The sequence below is a fragment of the Haemophilus haemolyticus genome, assembly GCF_001679045.1.
Taxonomy (GTDB): Bacteria; Pseudomonadota; Gammaproteobacteria; order Enterobacterales; family Pasteurellaceae; genus Haemophilus; species Haemophilus haemolyticus.
On the sequence record NZ_LYCK01000001.1, the window covers coordinates 346,481 to 364,886 of the forward strand.

Consider the following 18,406-nt stretch of genomic DNA (forward strand, 5'->3'; position numbering starts at 1 on the left):
TTAGTCAGATGAATTTAAAAAGATTCTTCAATACGCCAACTCATGAGCCGTTCCGCGATAAAAAAGCGGAGCGTAACCTTTTTGCACGCCGAACTTTAGTGGCTTTTTTTGGGATTTTGCTATTAACAGGCGTGTTATTCACCAATATTTATCAGCTACAGATTGTTAATTTCGATACTTACCAAACGCGTTCCAATGGTAACCGAATTAAATTATTACCTTTACCTCCAACACGTGGCTTAATCTATGATCGTTACGGGAAATTATTAGCCGAAAATCTTACTTTTTTTGGTTTATACATTGTTCCAGAAAAAACTGAAAATTTAGACCGCACTTTAGATGAATTACGCTACATTGTGGGATTGACGGATAATGATATTGAAAATTTTAAAAAGGAACGTCGCCGCGGAACGCGTTACACGCCTATTTTATTGAAACCGAATTTAACAGAAGAACAAATCGCACGTTTTGCAGTGAGTGGCTATCAATACCCGAGTTTAGATGTACGTCCTTATTTCAAACGCTATTACTTATATGGCGAGATTATGACGCATATTTTAGGTTATGTGGGAAAAATCAACGATAAAGACGTTGAACGTTTGAAAAAAGATGAAAAATTTGCCAATTATTCTGGTAGCAATGATATGGGCAAATTGGGGATAGAACGCTATTACGAAGATGAGTTACATGGCACCACAGGTTTTGAAGAAGTAGAAATCAACAATCGCGGTAAAGTTATTCGTAAGTTACGTGAACAACCTTCAGTAGCAGGAAAAAGTATTTATCTTACTATCGATTTAGAATTGCAGCGTTACATAACAGATCTTTTGGCAGGGCAAAAAGGCGCGATTGTTGTATTGGATCCTAAAGATAGTGGTGTGCTGGCTATGGTGTCCACGCCAAGTTATGACAATAATTTGTTTGTTGATGGTATTTCCTCAGAAGATTATAAGCGCCTATTAAATGATCCTGCTCGCCCGCTTTATAGTCGAGCGACTCAAGGTGTGTATCCTCCTGCTTCTACGGTGAAACCTTTTATTGCAGTGGCTGCACAAACTGAAAATGTGATTAGCCAAAATACGACGATTTTTGACCCTGGCTATTGGGTATTGCCAAATACGACTAAGCGATTCCGAGATTGGAAAAAGAGCGGTCATGGTTATACAGATTTAAATAAAGCAATTACAGAATCATCCGATACTTATTTTTACCAAGTGGCTCATAGTATGGGCATTGATCGTCTTTCTGATTGGATGAAACGATTTGGCTTTGGTATGCCAACTGGGATTGAAATTCAAGAAGAAACAGCTGCCAATATGCCAACCCGAGAATGGAAACAAAAACGCTATAAACGCCCTTGGGTACAAGGTGATACTATTTCTGTGGGAATTGGCCAAGGGTATTGGACTGCAACTCCGTTACAAGTGGCAAAAGCAACGGCTGTATTGGTGAACAATGGAAAGGTGAATACCCCACATTTAATGAAAGCAATTGAAGTATCTACTCTAAAACCTTATGAAGATCCTTTGCTTTATCCTGATATTACAGAGGCTAAACAAAGCTATTGGGATGCCGCAAAACGTGGAATGTATAATGTTGTCAATTCAGCTTTAGGGACGGGGAGAAAGGCTTTTGCTGGAGCAAATTATCGTGTGGCAGGAAAATCTGGTACTGCTCAAGTATTTAGTTTAAAAGAAAATGAAAAATACAATGCGGCGGGATTGAAAAAAGAACTACATGATCACGCATGGTTTACCGCATATGCGCCTTATGAAAATCCTAGATTGGTTGTGACAGTTATTTTGGAGAATGCGGGTGGTGGATCAAGTAATGCCGCACCATTAGCGCGTAAAGTGATGGATTACTATTTAAATCAGCGTTTACCTCAAGTTGAAAAATATAATGCATCTATTCAGCAAAAAGAAGATTTACCACAAGAGAGCGAGCAAATAAATGGAAGATAAAATCCCTTTCTGGTTGCGCGCATGGCAACGTTTGCATATTGATTTTTGGCTTTTTATTGGCTTAGTTGCAATAACAGCCTATGGCATGCTTGTGCTTTATAGTGCCACTGGTGCGAGTGAAACCATGTTTAACAACCGGATTATTCAGGTTTTTCTTGGATTTACTGTTATGCTCGTCATGGCACAATTTCCACCTAAATTTTATCAACGCATTGCGCCTTATCTCTATCTAATAGGCTTTATCATGTTGATTTTAGTGGATGCTATTGGAACAACGAGTAAAGGTGCACAGCGTTGGCTTGATCTTGGATTTATTCGTTTTCAACCATCTGAAATTGTAAAGCTTGCGGTGCCATTGATGGTCGCAGTGTACTTAGGTAATCGTCCACTTCCACCTAAATTAAGTGAAACATTTATTGCGATTGCAATGATTATGATTCCGACTTTACTTGTGGCTATACAACCAGATTTAGGCACATCAATTTTGGTAAGTGCGTCAGGTTTATTTGTAGTATTTTTAGCTGGAATGAGTTGGTGGTTGATTTTAGCTGCAGTGATTAGCTTAGCTGGATTTATTCCGATCATGTGGTTATATCTAATGCACGATTATCAACGCACTCGCGTTCTCACATTATTGGACCCAGAAAAAGATCCTCTCGGTGCTGGCTATCATATTTTACAATCAAAGATTGCGATTGGCTCTGGTGGCCTTTGGGGAAAAGGCTGGATGCAGGGTACGCAATCCCAGCTTGAATTCTTACCTGAGCCTCATACAGATTTTATTTTTGCTGTAATGAGTGAAGAACATGGAATGGTTGGTTTTCTTATTTTGATCTCCATTTATCTGTTCATTATTGTACGTGGTTTGATAATTGCCGTGAACGCTCAAACTTCTTTTGGGCGAATTCTTGCTGGTGCAACGACGTTAATTTTCTTTGTTTATGTGTTTGTTAACATAGGCATGGTAAGTGGTATTTTGCCTGTAGTGGGGGTGCCATTACCTTTATTCAGCTATGGTGGTACGTCTTATGTTGCTATTATGGCTGCTTTTGGCTTGGTGATGTCAGTTCATACACATCAAGTAAAATTTATGAAAGGGAACTAATTTCATTTTTGCTTTTCTTAAAAGAGTAAATAAATGAAAATAGTCAACGCTTATGAAATTAAAAACATTATTAAATCTGACCGCACTTGCTTTGTTTGCTATAATTACTAGTTCTTCAGCACATGCGGACACTCACAAAATGTATGGTATCCAAGGGGATAAACTTTCGATTATAACTAAAGTACCTGCTCCTAGTACTTATTCCGTGAAAGGGCAAACTTACACGACCAAAACTGAAGATGATGCTAAATCCTATACGAAAGAAGGGATGGCTAGTTACTATCATCTCAAATTTAATGGGCGTAGAACTGCAAGTGGTGATGTTTATAATTCAACGCAATTTACTGCGGCACATAAAACATTGCCAATAAATTCTTATGCTTTGGTAACCAATTTGCATAACAATCGTAAAGTTATCGTACGTATTAATGATCGTGGGCCTTTTAGTGATAAACGTTTAATTGATCTTTCTCATGCGGCGGCGAAAGAAATAGGATTGATTTCTCGCGGTATGGGGCAAGTTAGAATTGAAGCCTTACATGTTGCAAAAAATGGACAACTATCTGGCGCAGCGACGAAAACGTTAGAAAAGCATGCTAAAACACAAGAAGCGATGGATCGTTTGGTGGTAAAAAAAGATGCTTCGACAATAAAAAATACAAACGTGGTAAATAGCCAAAAAGGGAGGGATAGTTATAGATTGAAAATGCTTGAACTGGCTTCACGTAGTCAAGCAGATAAATTTATTACTCAGTTGGCTTTAGATAACGTTACCGCTGAAGTTAATCGAACAGGCGAAAAATACGAAATTCATATTGGACCTTTTGATACAAAAGAGAAGATGGTTCAAGTAAGAAATCAATTACAAAAAATGGCAGTAAACAAGCCACTAATTGTTTACACATATAAAAATTAATTGTAGGAACACACTATGTTGAAAAGAACAACAAAAATCGCATTTTTATCAAGTTTTGTGGCACTTAGTGCTTTTTCGGTATCTGCAGAGGATATGCAGTTTGGCGTAACTCCACCTCAAATTACTGCTCAAACTTATGTATTGATGGATTACAATTCAGGCGCAATTTTAGCCGCACTTAATCCTGACGAGCGTCAATATCCTGCATCTTTAACTAAAATGATGACAAGTTATGTGGTAGGGAGCGCTTTAAAACAGGGTAAAATTCACAATACCGATATGGTAACCATTGGTGAGAGTGCTTGGGGGCGTAATTTCCCAGACTCATCAAAAATGTTTTTAGATTTAAATTCACAAGTATCTGTAGCAGATTTGAATCGTGGTGTGATTGTTGTTTCTGGTAATGATGCGACAGTGGCATTAGCTGAACACATTTCTGGCAATGTACCGAACTTTGTAGAAACAATGAACAAATATGTTCAACAATTTGGTTTGAAAAACACGAATTTCACCACGCCGCATGGTTTAGACGATCCTAATCAATATTCTTCTGCTCGTGATATGGCGCTTATTGGTGCACATATTATTCGTGATTTACCTGAAGAATATAAAATTTACTCCGAAAAAGATTTTACATTTAATAAAATCAAACAGCCTAATCGTAATGGTTTATTATGGGATAAAACCATTAATGTTGATGGAATGAAAACAGGCCATACTAGCCAAGCTGGATATAACTTAGTTGCTTCAGCGACTACACCAAACAATATGCGTTTAATTTCTGTAGTGATGGGTGTTCCAACTTACAAAGGTCGTGAAGTAGAAAGTAAAAAACTTTTACAATGGGGCTTTGCTAATTTCGAAACATTTAAAACTTTAGAGGCAGGCAAAGAAATTTCAGAACAACCTGTTTATTATGGTAATAAAGGTAGTGTGAAATTAGGAACATTACAAGATAGCTTTATCACAGTTCCGAAAGGCAAACAAAATGAGCTTAAAGCTCGATATGAGTTAGAAAGTAAAAACTTACAAGCGCCTTTAGCAAAAGGCCAAGTCGTAGGTAAAGTCATTTATCAATTAGAAGGTAAAGATATTGCAGCGGTAAACTTACAAGTGATGGATGAAGTGGGCGAAGCTAGTATTTTCGGAAAAGCTTGGGATTGGCTCGTGCTCACTGTAAAAGGCTTATTTGCATAAAATATTCCAGAAATTTACCGCACTTTTTTCATTTTTAATTGAGGCATTCGTAATGTGTGGGTGGTGTACCATTCACACATCATTTTTATTATTGGGAAATAATATGACAACAGAAAACGATTACGCAAAACTTAAAGAATTAATGGAATTTCCAGCAAAAATGACATTTAAAGTTGCTGGAATTAATCGCGAGGGGTTAGCGCAAGATCTAATTCAGGTCGTCCAAAAATATGTTAAAGGCGATTATATTCCTAAGGAAAAACGGAGTAGTAAAGGTACCTATAATTCGGTTTCAATCGACATTATTGCTGAAAACTTTGAGCAGGTAGAAACACTTTATAAAGAACTTGCTAAAGTTGAAGGCGTAAAAATGGTTATCTAGCATGAATAATTCCCTTATCGTTCGTCAGTTAGGGTTGCAAGATTATCAAGAAATTTGGCATAAAATGCAGAATTTTACAGATAGCCGCACCGTGGAAACGCAAGACGAAATTTGGTTGGTGCAACATCCTCCAGTATTTACCCAAGGGCAAGCAGGTAAACCTGAGCATCTTTTACAACGTAGTGAAATACCTGTAGTGCAGTCGGATCGTGGTGGGCAAATAACCTATCATGCACCCGGTCAGCAAGTGATGTATGTGCTCATTGATATTAAGCGTCATGAGAATTTAAATGTACGTCAATTAGTTACCGCACTTGAACAAACGGTGGTAAAAACTTTAGCTGAATATGGTATTGAAAGTTATCCAAAACCTGATGCACCAGGCGTGTATGTGGATGGAAAAAAAATTTGTTCTCTTGGACTGCGTATTCGTCGTGGGTGCTCTTTTCACGGGTTAGCATTGAATATCAATATGGATCTGAATCCATTTCATTATATTAATCCATGTGGCTATGCCGGTCTTGAAATGTGTCAATTATCAGATTTTGTTAATCAAGATGAAGCTAATTGCGATAAGGTTTCACCAAAATTAATTAAACACTTTGCCGAGCTTTTAGGCTATAATGTAACAAATTTGTAATATTTAATGATCAAAAATGCCCTGTTTGGGCATTTTTATTTAGGAACGCTTATGTCTACGCCTTTCAAAATGGAACGCGGTGTAAAATATCGCGATGCGGCAAAAACGTCGATTATTCCAGTAAAAAATATTGATCCAAACCAGGAGCTATTGAAAAAGCCTGAATGGATGAAAATTAAACTTCCGGCAAATTCACTTAAAATTGAAAGCATCAAAAATGGAATGCGTCGTCATGGTTTGCATTCCGTGTGTGAAGAAGCATCTTGTCCAAATTTACACGAATGTTTTAATCATGGAACAGCAACTTTTATGATTTTAGGTGCAATTTGCACGCGCCGTTGCCCATTCTGTGATGTTGCACATGGGAAACCATTACCGCCCGATCCTGAAGAGCCACAAAAATTGGCTGAAACTATCCAAGATATGAAACTTAAATATGTGGTGATTACATCGGTGGATCGCGATGATCTGCCTGATCGTGGCGCGGGTCATTTTGCAGAATGTGTAAAAGCTGTGCGCGAGCTTAATCCTAACATTAAGATTGAAATTTTAGTGCCTGATTTCCGTGGTCGCATTACACAGGCATTGGAAAAATTAAAAGATAATCCGCCAGATGTTTTCAACCATAATTTAGAAAATGTGCCGCGCCTATATAAAGAGATTCGTCCTGGAGCAGATTACGAATGGTCACTGAAATTATTGCGTGAATTTAAAGAAATGTTCCCGAATATCCCAACTAAATCAGGTTTAATGGTGGGATTAGGAGAAACCAACGAGGAAATTTTACAAGTCATGCAAGATTTACGTGATAATGGTGTGACAATGCTCACGTTGGGGCAATATCTTCAACCTAGCCGCCATCATTTACCTGTTGCGCGTTATGTTCCGCCAAGCGAATTTGATGAATTCCGTGAGAAAGCCAATGAAATGGGCTTTGAACATGCGGCTTGTGGACCATTTGTTCGCTCTTCTTATCACGCTGATTTACAAGCTAGTGGCGGATTAGTGAAATAATTTAAAACTGCTCTGAATTAAGCCGCACTTTTTGCTTGTCACGAAAGTGCGGTTTATTTTTGATGTTTTTTTTCACCGAATATTTACTAGCCAGAATTATTGCAAGCCTGTAAAATAGCCGACCGCTTTATTCGACTAATTATTTATAACACCTGACGATATTGTAGAAAATGACTCAAAAATTACATATTAAAACTTGGGGCTGCCAGATGAATGAATATGATTCATCTAAAATGGCCGATCTTTTATTAAGTACTCATGGATTAGAACTTACTGAAATTCCTGAAGAAGCAGACGTATTATTATTGAATACCTGTTCTATTCGTGAAAAAGCACAAGAAAAAGTGTTCCACCAACTTGGTCGTTGGAAAGAATTAAAGAAAAATAATCCAAATTTAGTGATTGGTGTGGGCGGCTGTGTAGCTTCTCAAGAAGGGGAACATATTCGTCATCGTGCGCCTTATGTAGATATTATTTTTGGTCCGCAAACTTTGCACCGTCTGCCTGAAATGATTAACCAAATTCGTGGTGGTAAGAGTTCTGTTGTAGATGTAAGTTTCCCTGAAATTGAGAAATTTGACCGCTTACCTGAACCTCGTGCAGAAGGTCCAACGGCATTTGTTTCGATTATGGAAGGCTGTAATAAATACTGTACTTTCTGTGTTGTACCTTATACACGCGGTGAAGAAGTCAGCCGTCCTGTGGATGACGTGCTATTTGAAATTGCCCAGCTTGCGGATCAAGGTGTGCGTGAGGTCAACCTACTTGGCCAAAATGTAAATGCTTATCGTGGGCCGACACATGATGGTCAAATTTGTAGCTTTGCTGAGTTGCTTCGTCTTGTGGCGTCTATCGATGGTATTGACCGTTTACGTTTTACAACCAGTCATCCAATAGAATTTACGGATGATATTATTGACGTATATCGTGATACGCCTGAATTGGTGAGTTTTTTACATCTTCCAGTCCAAGCGGGTTCTGACCGTGTATTAACGATGATGAAACGTGGTCATACAGCATTAGAATATAAATCTATTATTCGTAAACTTCGTGCTGTGCGTCCTGATATTCAAATCAGCTCTGACTTTATTGTTGGTTTCCCTGGTGAAACTGCAGAAGATTTTGAGCAAACTATGAATTTGATTGCACAAGTGAACTTTGATATGAGCTTCAGTTTTGTGTACTCAGCCCGACCAGGTACACCAGCTGCAGATATGCCAGATGATGTAACAGAAGATGAAAAGAAACAGCGTCTTTATGTGTTACAAGAGCGTATTAATCAACAAGCTGCACAGTTTAGCCGTCGCATGCTTGGCACAGAACAACGCGTGTTAGTTGAAGGGCCATCGAAGAAAGACATTATGGAATTAACGGGACGTACTGAAACGAATCGTATTGTCAATTTCCAAGGTTCTCCAGAAATGATAGGTAAATTTGTGGATGTGAAAATCACTGATGTTTATACCAATTCTCTACGCGGTGAAGTGGTGCGTACAGAAGATGAAATGGGATTACGTATTGCGCAGTCTCCACAAGAAGTGATGAATCGCACACGTAAAGAAGATGAATTAGGTGTAGGGCGTTACCACGGTTAATTGAAATCTTGAAATATTTAACCGCACTTTGAGAAATTAAAGTGCGGTTATTTTTTTAGGGATATATGGTTTAGATTTGCCAATCTATCGGTTTTATTCCGTGGCTTTCCAAATATGAATTTGTTTTGGAAAAATGATGACAGCCAAAGAAACCTCGATGAGCTGAAAGTGGGGAAGGATGTGGAGCCGTTAAAACAAGATGACGAGTGCGGTCAATAATTTGCCCTTTTTTTTGTGCGTGACTGCCCCAAAGTAAAAACACGAGTTTTTCACGATGTTCATTAAGCGCTGCAATAACACGATCAGTAAACGTTTCCCAGCCGAAATTAGCATGTGAATGTGCCATCCCTCGTTCTACAGTAAGTACTGTGTTGAGCAGCAATACCCCTTGTTCTGCCCATTTGACTAAATAACCATGTGATGGCATTTGGAATCCCGAAATATCTTGTGTGAGTTCTTTATACATATTTAATAGGGAAGGGGGGATGGCAACCTCGGGTTTTACTGAAAAAGCCAATCCATGAGCTTGGTTTGGTCCATGATAAGGATCCTGACCTAAAATCACCACTTTTACATCTTCAAAAGCGGTATATTTGAATGCGTTAAATACATCTTCTTGTGGGGGATAAATCGTTTTCCCGCTTGCTCTTGCAAGATGAACCTGTTGTAGTGCGTGTTGAAAGTAAGGTTGTTCTTTTTCTTTTCCGATAACATCTGTCCAGGTTTTCATTATTTTGATCCCATTAATAAATTTGCTCTTATTATAAACAAAAAGATTAAGGCAATAAAAAGTTTAAAGGTTAAATTCATGTTAAATTATTTTGGGCGAATCGTGATTTAAATAAGTAAAGTTTAATTTAGATCAAATTTGTAAAATTGTCTTAAAAAGATAATCTGTTCTTTATCAAAAAAATCCAAAATAATTTGAAATCTTCAAATTATTTGATAAAATTTGTACAGTTTTTATGATTATTCCAATGCCAATTAGGAGGCTATTATGATTAAAGGTATTCAAATTACTCAAGCGGCAAATGACAATTTGCTTAATTCATTCTGGTTATTAGACAGCGAAAAAAATGAAGCGCGTTGCTTATGTGCAAAAGGCGAATTTGCTGAAGACCAAGTTGTTGCTGTTAGCGAATTAGGTCAAATCGAATACCGTGAATTACCAGTAAACGTAGCGCCAACTGTTAAAGTTGAAGGTGGCCAACACTTAAACGTAAACGTATTACGTCGTGAAACTTTAGAAGATGCGGTAAATAACCCAGATAAATATCCACAATTAACTATCCGTGTTTCTGGTTACGCAGTACGCTTCAACTCTTTAACGCCAGAACAACAACGCGACGTTATCACTCGTACTTTCACTGAAAGCCTATAATTTCAGTTTGAATGAAAAAAGAAACCCCGAAGTAATTCGGGGTTTTGTTTTATCTAAAAGGTTAAAAAATTTGACCGCACTTTTCCCTTTCATCCCTAGCGATTTCCACGCTTTTCAGGTACAATCCGCTAGTTAAATTTAATGATTTTTGAGAAAAACTATCTTTTATGAAGAATATTCGCAACTTTTCTATTATTGCCCATATTGACCACGGTAAATCGACGCTTTCTGACCGTTTGATTCAAACTTGTGGTGGCCTTTCGGATCGTGAAATGGAAGCTCAAGTGCTAGATTCAATGGATCTTGAGCGTGAGCGTGGAATTACCATCAAAGCACAAAGTGTTACTTTAAATTATAAAGCCAAAGATGGCGAAACTTATCAATTAAACTTTATCGATACACCGGGACACGTGGACTTTTCCTATGAGGTGTCTCGCTCTCTTGCTGCTTGTGAAGGGGCGTTGTTGGTGGTCGATGCTGGCCAAGGGGTAGAAGCCCAAACTCTGGCAAACTGTTATACCGCAATTGAAATGGATTTAGAAGTAGTACCGATTTTAAATAAAATCGACTTACCAGCTGCTGATCCTGAACGGGTAGCTGAAGAAATTGAAGATATCGTGGGAATTGATGCGATGGAAGCGGTTCGATGCTCTGCTAAAACGGGTGTAGGTATCGAAGATGTATTAGAAGAAATCGTTGCGAAAATTCCTGCACCAGAAGGTGATCCTAATGCGCCATTACAAGCATTGATTATTGATTCTTGGTTCGATAATTATTTGGGCGTGGTGTCTTTAGTGCGTATTAAAAACGGGATATTACGTAAAGGCGATAAAATTAAAGTGATGTCTACCGGACAAGCTTACAATGTAGATCGTTTAGGGATTTTCACGCCAAAACAAGAAGACACTACTATTTTAGAATGTGGCGAAGTTGGTTGGGTAGTTTGTGCGATTAAAGATATTTTAGGTGCGCCAGTTGGGGATACTTTAACGCTTCAACATAATCCAGCAACTGAGGTTTTACCAGGCTTTAAAAAAGTAAAACCGCAAGTTTATGCAGGCCTTTTCCCGGTTAGCTCAGATGATTATGAAGCATTTCGTGATGCACTGAGTAAGTTGAGCTTAAATGATGCTTCACTTTTCTATGAGCCGGAAACTTCAACCGCACTTGGCTTTGGTTTCCGCTGTGGTTTCCTTGGCCTTTTACACATGGAAATCATTCAAGAGCGTCTAGAGCGTGAGTATGATTTAGATCTTATCACTACTGCGCCAACGGTTATTTACGAAGTGCAATTAACGAATGGTGATGTTGTTTACGTCGATAGCCCATCGAAATTGCCTCCGCTTAATAATATTGCTGAAATCCGTGAACCGATTGCTGAATGCAATATGTTAGTGCCGCAAGAATATTTAGGTAACGTCATTACACTTTGTGTGGAAAAACGTGGCGTACAAACCAATATGGTATATCATGGTAATCAAATTGCGCTGACTTATGAGATTCCAATGGGCGAAGTTGTTCTAGACTTCTTTGACCGTTTAAAATCAACATCGCGTGGTTATGCTTCGTTAGATTACGGTTTCAAACGTTTCCAAGCTGCAGATATGGTTCGCGTGGATATTATGATTAACAGCGAACGAGTAGATGCTTTGGCTTTAATCGTTCATAAAGATAATTCACAATATCGTGGCCGTGAATTGGTTGAAAAAATGCGTGAGTTAATTCCTCGTCAGCAATTTGATATTGCTATTCAAGCAGCGATTGGAAACCATATTATTGCTCGTTCTACGGTGAAACAATTACGTAAAAACGTATTAGCAAAATGTTATGGTGGTGACGTGAGCCGTAAGAAAAAACTCTTACAGAAACAGAAAGAAGGTAAAAAACGTATGAAGTCTTTGGGTAACGTAGAAGTGCCACAAGAAGCGTTTTTAGCAATTTTACATGTAGGAAAAGATAAATAAGGGAAATTATGTCAAATTTATTTTTTGTGATTTTACTGGCGGTTGGTTTTGGTGTTTGGAAAGTTTTAGATTATTTTCAATTACCAAACACATTCAGTATTGTATTGCTAATTTTGACCGCACTTTCAGGCGTATTATGGTGTTACCATTATTTTGTGGTAACGCCAAAACGTAATCGTAAAATTGCACGTGCTGAACAGCGTTCAGGCCAAGTATTAACTGACGAAGAAAAAGCAAAAATTGAACCGATTTCCGAAGCCTCCGAGTTTTTATCATCTCTTTTTCCGGTGCTTTCTGTCGTATTCTTAGTACGCTCTTTTTTATTTGAACCATTTCAAATTCCATCAGGTTCAATGGAATCAACCTTACGAGTTGGTGACTTTTTGGTAGTGAACAAATATGCTTATGGCGTGAAAGATCCGATTTTCCAAAACACCATTATTGCTGGTGAAAAACCACAACGAGGTGATGTAATTGTGTTTAAAGCACCACAACAAGCTTTGATTCGTACTGGTCTTGGTGCAACTCGAGCAGCCTTTGCAGAAAATTTAGCGTTAAGCTCAAAAGATAATATGTCTGGTGTCGATTATATTAAGCGTATTATTGGAAAGGGCGGAGATCGCGTCATTTTTGATGCGGAACAAAAAACGCTAAAAGTGGTATATGGTAAAGAAGGCAAACCTTGTGAAGTTGATTGCGAAACCAAGGCGTTTGAATATACACAAAATCCAACAAATCCTGCTTTTCCTAATGAATTAGAATTGACTGAAAAAGGTGATGTGACACACAATGTGTTAATTAGTGAGTATCGTCGTTATTCAGGTCCTGAGTTTTTCCCACAAGAAGGTATGCAAACTGCAGAATGGCTTGTGCCAGAAGGACAGTATTTTGTGATGGGTGATCATCGCGATCACAGCGATGATAGCCGTTTCTGGGGCTTTGTGCCTGAAAAAAATATTGTGGGTAAAGCTACTTATATTTGGATGAGCTTAGAAAAAGAAGCGAATGAATGGCCAACAGGTTTCCGTTTTGATCGTTTCTTTACAGCAATAAAATAAGATGAATCATTTAGATCGACTTGAGCGCAAAATCGGCTATCGTTTTAATGATATTGCGCTCTTAAAGCAGGCACTTACGCATCGAAGTGCGGCGACTCAACATAATGAACGCCTAGAATTTCTAGGCGATTCTATTCTTAATTTTACTATCGCTGAGGCGCTTTATCATCAGTTTCCACGTTGTAATGAAGGTGAACTGAGCCGTATGCGTGCTACTTTGGTGAGAGAACCCACTTTAGCGATTTTAGCGCGTCAATTTGAATTGGGCGATTATATGTCTCTTGGTTCTGGTGAGCTAAAGAGCGGTGGTTTTCGCCGCGAATCTATTCTTGCCGATTGTGTAGAAGCGATTATTGGCGCAATGTCTTTGGATCAAGGATTGACCGTGACGATCCAAGTGATTAGAAATTGGTATCAACAATTATTGGCTGAAATCAAACCGGGTGATAACCAAAAAGATGCGAAAACTCGTTTACAAGAATATTTACAAGGTAAACATCTGCCATTGCCAACTTATGAAGTGGTCAATATTCAAGGGGAAGCCCATTGCCAAATTTTCACGGTTGAATGCAAAGTGAAAAGTGCGGATAAAATTGACCGCACTTTTGTGGCAAAAGGATCTAGCCGTCGTAAAGCTGAACAAGCGGCAGCGGAACAAATTTTAAAAGTACTGGACATCAAATGACCGAACAATTCGACAAAACCTATTGCGGCTTTATTGCTATCGTAGGTCGCCCAAATGTGGGTAAATCAACGCTCTTAAATAAAATTTTAGGACAAAAAATTTCAATTACATCACGTAAAGCACAAACCACGCGTCACCGCATTGTGGGAATTAAAACTGAAGGGGCGTATCAAGAAATCTATGTGGATACTCCAGGACTTCATATTGAAGAGAAACGTGCTATTAACCGTTTAATGAACCGCGCAGCAAGTAGTGCTATCGGCGATGTTGATTTAATTATTTTTGTAGTAGATGGTACATACTGGAATGCAGATGATGAGATGGTGCTAAACAAATTACGCAATGCAAAAGAACCAGTTGTGCTTGCTATCAACAAAGTAGATAACATCAAAAATAAAGATGATTTGTTGCCGTTTATTACAGATCTTAGCAGTAAATTTAACTTTGCTCACATTGTGCCAATTTCTGCACAGCGTGGTAATAATGTTCATGAATTAGAGAAAATTGTACGTCAATCTTTACGCGAAGGCGTGCATCATTTTCCAGAAGATTATGTCACAGACCGTTCGCAACGTTTTATGGCCTCGGAAATAATCCGTGAAAAATTAATGCGTTTTACGGGTGAAGAATTGCCTTATTCTGTTACTGTTGAAATTGAACAATTTAAAGTGAATGAACGTGGCACTTATGAAATAAATGGCTTAATTCTCGTTGAACGTGAAGGCCAGAAAAAAATGGTAATTGGTGCGGGCGGTCAAAAAATTAAAACCATTGGTATGGAAGCGCGTGCTGACATGGAACGTTTATTTGATAACAAAGTTCACCTCGAACTTTGGGTAAAGGTCAAATCTGGTTGGGCTGACGATGAACGTGCACTGCGTAGTTTAGGATATATGGATGAATAAAGTGCGGTGAAATCCATAAGTAATAAATAGAAAAATCCCCATTATTGCGATGGGGATTTTTTTGTTTCTAATTTTTCACTGAATACACTTTAAATTTTCCTGTTTGAGCAAGCACTTCGTAATCACCGAAATGTTGTCTAAGTAATTCGGGATAAGGCAAAAATGCATTGGCGACAATACGTAATTCTCCACCTTGATTGAGGTGCCATTTTGCTTGAGTGATGAGTTCTGTCACTGCTCGATAGGCGGTATCAATGCCATTATGGAATGGAGGATTAGAAATGATCAAATCAAATTTTCCTTCTATATCAGAAAAGACATCACTGGCGTAAACCTCGCCTTGTAATTGATTTTCCGAAAGTGTTTTACGTGCTGATTCTAATGCCATTGCGTGAATATCAGTCATGGTAATTTGTGCATTAGGAGAGCTTTTTTTTATCATAGAGCCAATTACTCCTGCTCCACAGCCAAGATCGAGCACTTTTCCTTTTATTTTATTATCAATGGTTGAAAGTAACAGTTCTGTGCCCGTATCTAATTCCGCAGCACTAAATACCCCAGGTAAACTATATATAGTTAAGTCTTCTAGCGTAGGATGTTGATAGGTTTTCCAGAAATTTTTAAGTTCAAAGTGCGGTTTGTTTTGTAGTGAAAAATGATATAAACCGCAACGACGAGCAGAGTCAATTTTCGCTATTTCACCATAGGGTTCTAATGTTTTTTCTACTGAACGTACACCACAACGATTTTCTCCAATAATTAATATTTCTTGGCCAATAGGAGCCTTAGCTAATAGTTGAAGCAGTTGGAAATTGACTTCTTGTTTGTTTTTAGTCCAATAATAAACGATTAAATCAGTTTGGCCTTGAAATTCAACGGAAAAATTGACCGCACTTTGTGTTCTTGCATAGTCAAAATAGCAGCTCCAAATTTGGATTGATGGGTATTTTGAGGCTAATGTTTGAGGAAAATTATCAGAAATACCGCCAGCAAATAATACCGATTTTCCATCAAAAAATGAAAGATGTCGTTCTAAAACTTGGCTTTCTAGAGAAATCACGCTTTGAATCCTATGGGTTATTAGTTAAAATTACTCGCTATTTTAGCAAAATTATTAATAAAAATTGATTAAAACTATTTTAGGAAAATCCTTTATGAAAAAAATTCTCTCTGCAGCCTTAATGGCAACATTACTATCTGGATGTCAAGTTCTCGACCTTGTTCAAGGTACGCCTCAAAAGGCATCTAAAGTATCAAAGCCGGTATTAACTCCTGCTCAAACCGAAGTATTACAAAAGTTAGATGCACAGTTTCAGCGTATTTCAGCTAAAGGTATCGAAATTGAATTCAATGGCGAGAAATATGTGAAACAAACACAAGCGGTAAAAGGTGACGATCCTCGTTTTGTGAGTTTGGCATTAAGTAAAAACAGTGAGGCTCGTAAAGCTGTGCTAAGTGATACATTCTATTTAACTGATGTTTCTCATGAGAAAGCTATTACGGAACGTTATTTTGCAAAAAATAAAGAGACCTGCCAGTTACAGGCTGTGAAGTCAGATATTCATGATTATTATGCTTGTGCCAGTGATAAATTTAAACGTTATGTTGCTTTAGTGCATAAAGATAAAAATATTATTGCTTATCGTAGTTATACCTCATATCAAGTGGAACCTACTCAGGCTGAAGAACGTGTGATTATTAAGGCATTAGTCGATTATCCATTTGATAGTATTGCTCGTTAATATGAATAGACGCGATCTTCTTTTACAAGAAATGGGCATTTCCCAGTGGACGTTATATCGCCCAGAGGTGCTACAAGGTTCGGTAGGAATTAGTGTTGCTGAGAATATCCGCTTTATCACTGTTTCTGATGAAAATATAAGTGGCTCGCCTTTGTTGGCTGATGTGCTACTCAGCCTTGATCTTAAAAAAGAAGATTGCTTATGTTTGAATTACGATCAAATCCAGCATATTGAATGTAAGCAGCCTATTCGTTACTGGTTACTATCAGAAAATAACGACAAAATTGACCGTACTTTATCATTTTGTATGCAGGCTGAGCGTGTTTATCGCTCGCCAAGTTGGCAACAATTTCAATCTAATCACCAAGCCAAACGCGAGTTGTGGCAACAAATTCAGCAGCCTTAATTATGTCTATTATTTCTCAAATTGAAGCCAGTGATTTCGACCGATTGTATGAAATCGAGCAGCAAGCACATCTTGTGCCTTGGTCATTTGGTACGTTAAAAAACAATCAAGGTGAGCGTTATCTCAATTTAAAATTAATAGAGAATAATCAGATTATTGGTTTCGCTATTTGCCAAACAGTATTGGATGAAGCGACTTTGTTTAATATTGCTATTGTACCCTCTCATCAAGGTAATGGATTTGGGAAATTATTGTTGAATGAGTTAATCGCTCGATTGAAAGAAAAAGGTGTTCAGACCTTATGGCTAGAAGTCAGAGAGTCTAACCCAGCTCGTTTCTTGTATGAAAAAATTGGTTTTAATGAAGTTGATATTCGAAAAAATTATTATCCGAAACCTAGTGGCGGACGAGAAAATGCCGTAGTAATGGCCTATTATTTATAGATACAAATGATATAGCCTAGGATGTTTATCCTAGGCTATATTTTTTTATGCTTCTTCTGCTGGAAAAACAAATGGATTTAATCCGCTGCGTGCGAAACCTTTTTCTTCCATTTCAATGTCTAAGAAAATAGAAGCCAAATCATCGGCTACTGGCTCTACATGAGGATCTTTTTCTTGGAACATAATTTTCAAGTAACTTTCACAGCTACCACAGGTTTCAGCACGAACAAGTGCAAGTTCTTCATCTAATGACCACATTTCAAGTTTGTCGTGGCTATTACAGTTGGTGCATTGTGCGCGTACTAAATTCCATTCACTTTCACATAAATTACAATGTAAGTAGCGTAAACCTTGTGATGTACCAATTTGTACAATACTTGCAACAGGCAATGAGCCACAAACAGGGCAGTGATGTAAATTTTCAGCGTTTTCAACTCGGCTATTATGAGGAATTTGTTGAGCTGCTTGTAACCAATAAAGTGAAAGTGCGGCCCAGATAAAGACGGCTTTATCACTGCTGACTAAATTAAATTCTTGTGCTAAGAGTTTATTTGCCATTTCTTCTAATTCGGCAGAGGATGCTTTTTCAAGAAATTCAACTGTCGCGGCGACTTGTTCATTAGCCTTTGGTTTAATCTCATCAAGAATTTCAGTTAAGTATTCATGCCAGATGCTGTTTCTTTTAAAGGTTTTTGCATTTAGTGGCTCGATATCATTTAGCTGTTCAAATTGTTGTAGCGGTAAAGGATTTTTTTCTAACGTGGAAAGTTGGCTTTCAACTATGTCTGCAGCAAATAATAAATAATCTGATAGTGGGTGGTTTTGTGCTAAGTCTCTTAAACGTTTTGCTCTGCGTTGATAAAGATTTTTAGGATTGGCAAATAATACAGCAGGTGTTTGGAAAGAATTCGCTGCTTGTTTGATTTCTGATTCTGATAAGATTTTGATACTCATGTTCTTTTCTCACTTTCATAATAAAAAGTGCGGTCAATTTTAACCGCACTTTTTT

General features: G+C 37.9%; 19 protein-coding genes. 16 read left to right on the top strand and 3 right to left on the bottom strand.

The window, feature by feature from the left end; genetic code table 11:
* Positions 1–8: 8 nt before the first annotated feature.
* From mrdA to miaB, 8 genes are all read left to right on the top strand, one after another.
* A complete protein-coding gene (gene mrdA / locus A8M50_RS01790) occupies positions 9–1,964 on the top strand; it encodes a penicillin-binding protein 2 (RefSeq protein WP_005646390.1) in 1,956 nt (651 codons plus the stop codon).
* Positions 1,954–3,069, top strand: coding sequence for a rod shape-determining protein RodA (rodA, locus tag A8M50_RS01795; protein ID WP_005646335.1), 1,116 nt, complete (start codon positions 1,954–1,956; stop codon positions 3,067–3,069). The genes mrdA and rodA overlap by 11 nt, the downstream gene beginning before the upstream one ends.
* Positions 3,070–3,121: 52 nt before the next feature.
* Positions 3,122–3,985, top strand: coding sequence for a septal ring lytic transglycosylase RlpA family protein (locus tag A8M50_RS01800; RefSeq protein WP_005646297.1), 864 nt, complete (start codon positions 3,122–3,124; stop codon positions 3,983–3,985).
* Between the two features lie 15 nt (positions 3,986–4,000).
* On the top strand, positions 4,001–5,182 hold the full coding sequence (locus A8M50_RS01805; RefSeq protein ID WP_005646280.1) for a D-alanyl-D-alanine carboxypeptidase family protein: 1,182 nt from the start codon (positions 4,001–4,003) through the stop codon (positions 5,180–5,182).
* A gap of 103 nt (positions 5,183–5,285) precedes the next feature.
* On the top strand, positions 5,286–5,564 hold the full coding sequence (ybeD, locus tag A8M50_RS01810; RefSeq protein ID WP_005646399.1) for a DUF493 family protein YbeD: 279 nt from the start codon (positions 5,286–5,288) through the stop codon (positions 5,562–5,564).
* Position 5,565: 1 nt separating this feature from the next.
* Positions 5,566–6,204, top strand: coding sequence for a lipoyl(octanoyl) transferase LipB (gene lipB, locus A8M50_RS01815; RefSeq protein WP_005646309.1), 639 nt, complete (start codon positions 5,566–5,568; stop codon positions 6,202–6,204).
* Positions 6,205–6,255: 51 nt separating this feature from the next.
* Positions 6,256–7,218 (top strand): lipoyl synthase, encoded by a 963-nt coding sequence (lipA, locus tag A8M50_RS01820; RefSeq protein WP_005646364.1) that lies wholly within the window; start codon positions 6,256–6,258, stop codon positions 7,216–7,218.
* Between the two features lie 170 nt (positions 7,219–7,388).
* Positions 7,389–8,813 carry a tRNA (N6-isopentenyl adenosine(37)-C2)-methylthiotransferase MiaB gene (miaB, locus tag A8M50_RS01825; protein ID WP_005630294.1) on the top strand — a complete coding sequence of 475 codons (1,425 nt, stop codon included), beginning with the start codon at positions 7,389–7,391 and terminating at the stop codon, positions 8,811–8,813.
* Positions 8,814–8,883: 70 nt separating this feature from the next.
* On the opposite strand, the gene ung is transcribed toward miaB, so the two are convergent.
* Entirely contained in the window at positions 8,884–9,543 is a 660-nt protein-coding gene (gene ung / locus A8M50_RS01830; protein WP_005630296.1) for a uracil-DNA glycosylase, read from the bottom strand.
* A 267-nt stretch (positions 9,544–9,810) separates the two neighbouring features.
* On the opposite strand from ung, the gene grcA reads away from it, so the two are divergent.
* The 5 genes from grcA (at position 9,811) to era (ending at position 14,806) form a co-directional block, all read left to right on the top strand.
* Complete coding sequence (gene grcA, locus A8M50_RS01835; protein WP_005628746.1) at positions 9,811–10,194, top strand: autonomous glycyl radical cofactor GrcA; 384 nt, start codon at positions 9,811–9,813, stop codon at positions 10,192–10,194.
* A 167-nt stretch (positions 10,195–10,361) separates the two neighbouring features.
* Positions 10,362–12,158: a translation elongation factor 4 gene (gene lepA / locus A8M50_RS01840; RefSeq protein WP_005646332.1), complete on the top strand. Its 1,797-nt coding sequence runs from the start codon at positions 10,362–10,364 to the stop codon at positions 12,156–12,158.
* A gap of 8 nt (positions 12,159–12,166) precedes the next feature.
* Positions 12,167–13,216, top strand: a complete 1,050-nt coding sequence (gene lepB, locus A8M50_RS01845) for a signal peptidase I (protein WP_005646283.1) — start codon at positions 12,167–12,169, stop codon at positions 13,214–13,216.
* 1 nt (position 13,217) lies between these two features.
* A complete protein-coding gene (gene rnc, locus A8M50_RS01850; RefSeq protein ID WP_005646354.1) occupies positions 13,218–13,901 on the top strand; it encodes a ribonuclease III in 684 nt (227 codons plus the stop codon).
* Positions 13,898–14,806: a GTPase Era gene (gene era, locus A8M50_RS01855; RefSeq protein WP_005646435.1), complete on the top strand. Its 909-nt coding sequence runs from the start codon at positions 13,898–13,900 to the stop codon at positions 14,804–14,806. Before rnc ends, era begins: the two co-directional genes overlap by 4 nt.
* A gap of 67 nt (positions 14,807–14,873) precedes the next feature.
* Here the strand turns inward: era and rsmC are convergent, their stop codons facing one another.
* On the bottom strand, positions 14,874–15,866 hold the full coding sequence (gene rsmC / locus A8M50_RS01860; protein ID WP_005646329.1) for a 16S rRNA (guanine(1207)-N(2))-methyltransferase RsmC: 993 nt from the start codon (positions 15,864–15,866) through the stop codon (positions 14,874–14,876).
* Positions 15,867–15,960: 94 nt separating this feature from the next.
* Between rsmC and A8M50_RS01865 the strand changes: the two genes are divergently transcribed.
* From A8M50_RS01865 to rimI, 3 genes are read left to right on the top strand one after another with little or no spacing between them, the layout of a single operon-like run.
* Positions 15,961–16,548: a YdgH/BhsA/McbA family protein gene (locus tag A8M50_RS01865; RefSeq protein WP_005646295.1), complete on the top strand. Its 588-nt coding sequence runs from the start codon at positions 15,961–15,963 to the stop codon at positions 16,546–16,548.
* Between the two features lies 1 nt (position 16,549).
* Positions 16,550–16,954, top strand: coding sequence for a DNA polymerase III subunit psi (gene holD, locus A8M50_RS01870; RefSeq protein WP_005646393.1), 405 nt, complete (start codon positions 16,550–16,552; stop codon positions 16,952–16,954).
* 2 nt (positions 16,955–16,956) lie between these two features.
* Positions 16,957–17,397 carry a ribosomal protein S18-alanine N-acetyltransferase gene (gene rimI, locus A8M50_RS01875; RefSeq protein ID WP_005646318.1) on the top strand — a complete coding sequence of 147 codons (441 nt, stop codon included), beginning with the start codon at positions 16,957–16,959 and terminating at the stop codon, positions 17,395–17,397.
* A 45-nt stretch (positions 17,398–17,442) separates the two neighbouring features.
* Here rimI and fdhE read toward each other — a convergent pair whose 3' ends face one another.
* Entirely contained in the window at positions 17,443–18,351 is a 909-nt protein-coding gene (fdhE, locus tag A8M50_RS01880) for a formate dehydrogenase accessory protein FdhE (RefSeq protein WP_005646366.1), read from the bottom strand.
* Positions 18,352–18,406 lie beyond the last annotated feature (55 nt).

Coding starts and splice junctions, on each gene's coding strand:
- grcA (WP_005628746.1), top strand. CDS start 9,811: ATGATTAAAGGTATTCAAATTACTCAAGCGGCAAATGACAATTTGCTT.
- lepB (WP_005646283.1), top strand. CDS start 12,167: ATGTCAAATTTATTTTTTGTGATTTTACTGGCGGTTGGTTTTGGTGTT.
- A8M50_RS01865 (WP_005646295.1), top strand. CDS start 15,961: ATGAAAAAAATTCTCTCTGCAGCCTTAATGGCAACATTACTATCTGGA.
- rnc (WP_005646354.1), top strand. CDS start 13,218: ATGAATCATTTAGATCGACTTGAGCGCAAAATCGGCTATCGTTTTAAT.
- rodA (WP_005646335.1), top strand. CDS start 1,954: ATGGAAGATAAAATCCCTTTCTGGTTGCGCGCATGGCAACGTTTGCAT.
- era (WP_005646435.1), top strand. CDS start 13,898: ATGACCGAACAATTCGACAAAACCTATTGCGGCTTTATTGCTATCGTA.
- A8M50_RS01800 (WP_005646297.1), top strand. CDS start 3,122: ATGAAATTAAAAACATTATTAAATCTGACCGCACTTGCTTTGTTTGCT.
- miaB (WP_005630294.1), top strand. CDS start 7,389: ATGACTCAAAAATTACATATTAAAACTTGGGGCTGCCAGATGAATGAA.
- ung (WP_005630296.1), bottom strand. CDS start 9,543: ATGAAAACCTGGACAGATGTTATCGGAAAAGAAAAAGAACAACCTTAC.
- ybeD (WP_005646399.1), top strand. CDS start 5,286: ATGACAACAGAAAACGATTACGCAAAACTTAAAGAATTAATGGAATTT.
- holD (WP_005646393.1), top strand. CDS start 16,550: ATGAATAGACGCGATCTTCTTTTACAAGAAATGGGCATTTCCCAGTGG.
- mrdA (WP_005646390.1), top strand. CDS start 9: ATGAATTTAAAAAGATTCTTCAATACGCCAACTCATGAGCCGTTCCGC.
- rimI (WP_005646318.1), top strand. CDS start 16,957: ATGTCTATTATTTCTCAAATTGAAGCCAGTGATTTCGACCGATTGTAT.
- lipB (WP_005646309.1), top strand. CDS start 5,566: ATGAATAATTCCCTTATCGTTCGTCAGTTAGGGTTGCAAGATTATCAA.
- A8M50_RS01805 (WP_005646280.1), top strand. CDS start 4,001: ATGTTGAAAAGAACAACAAAAATCGCATTTTTATCAAGTTTTGTGGCA.
- lepA (WP_005646332.1), top strand. CDS start 10,362: ATGAAGAATATTCGCAACTTTTCTATTATTGCCCATATTGACCACGGT.
- lipA (WP_005646364.1), top strand. CDS start 6,256: ATGTCTACGCCTTTCAAAATGGAACGCGGTGTAAAATATCGCGATGCG.
- fdhE (WP_005646366.1), bottom strand. CDS start 18,351: ATGAGTATCAAAATCTTATCAGAATCAGAAATCAAACAAGCAGCGAAT.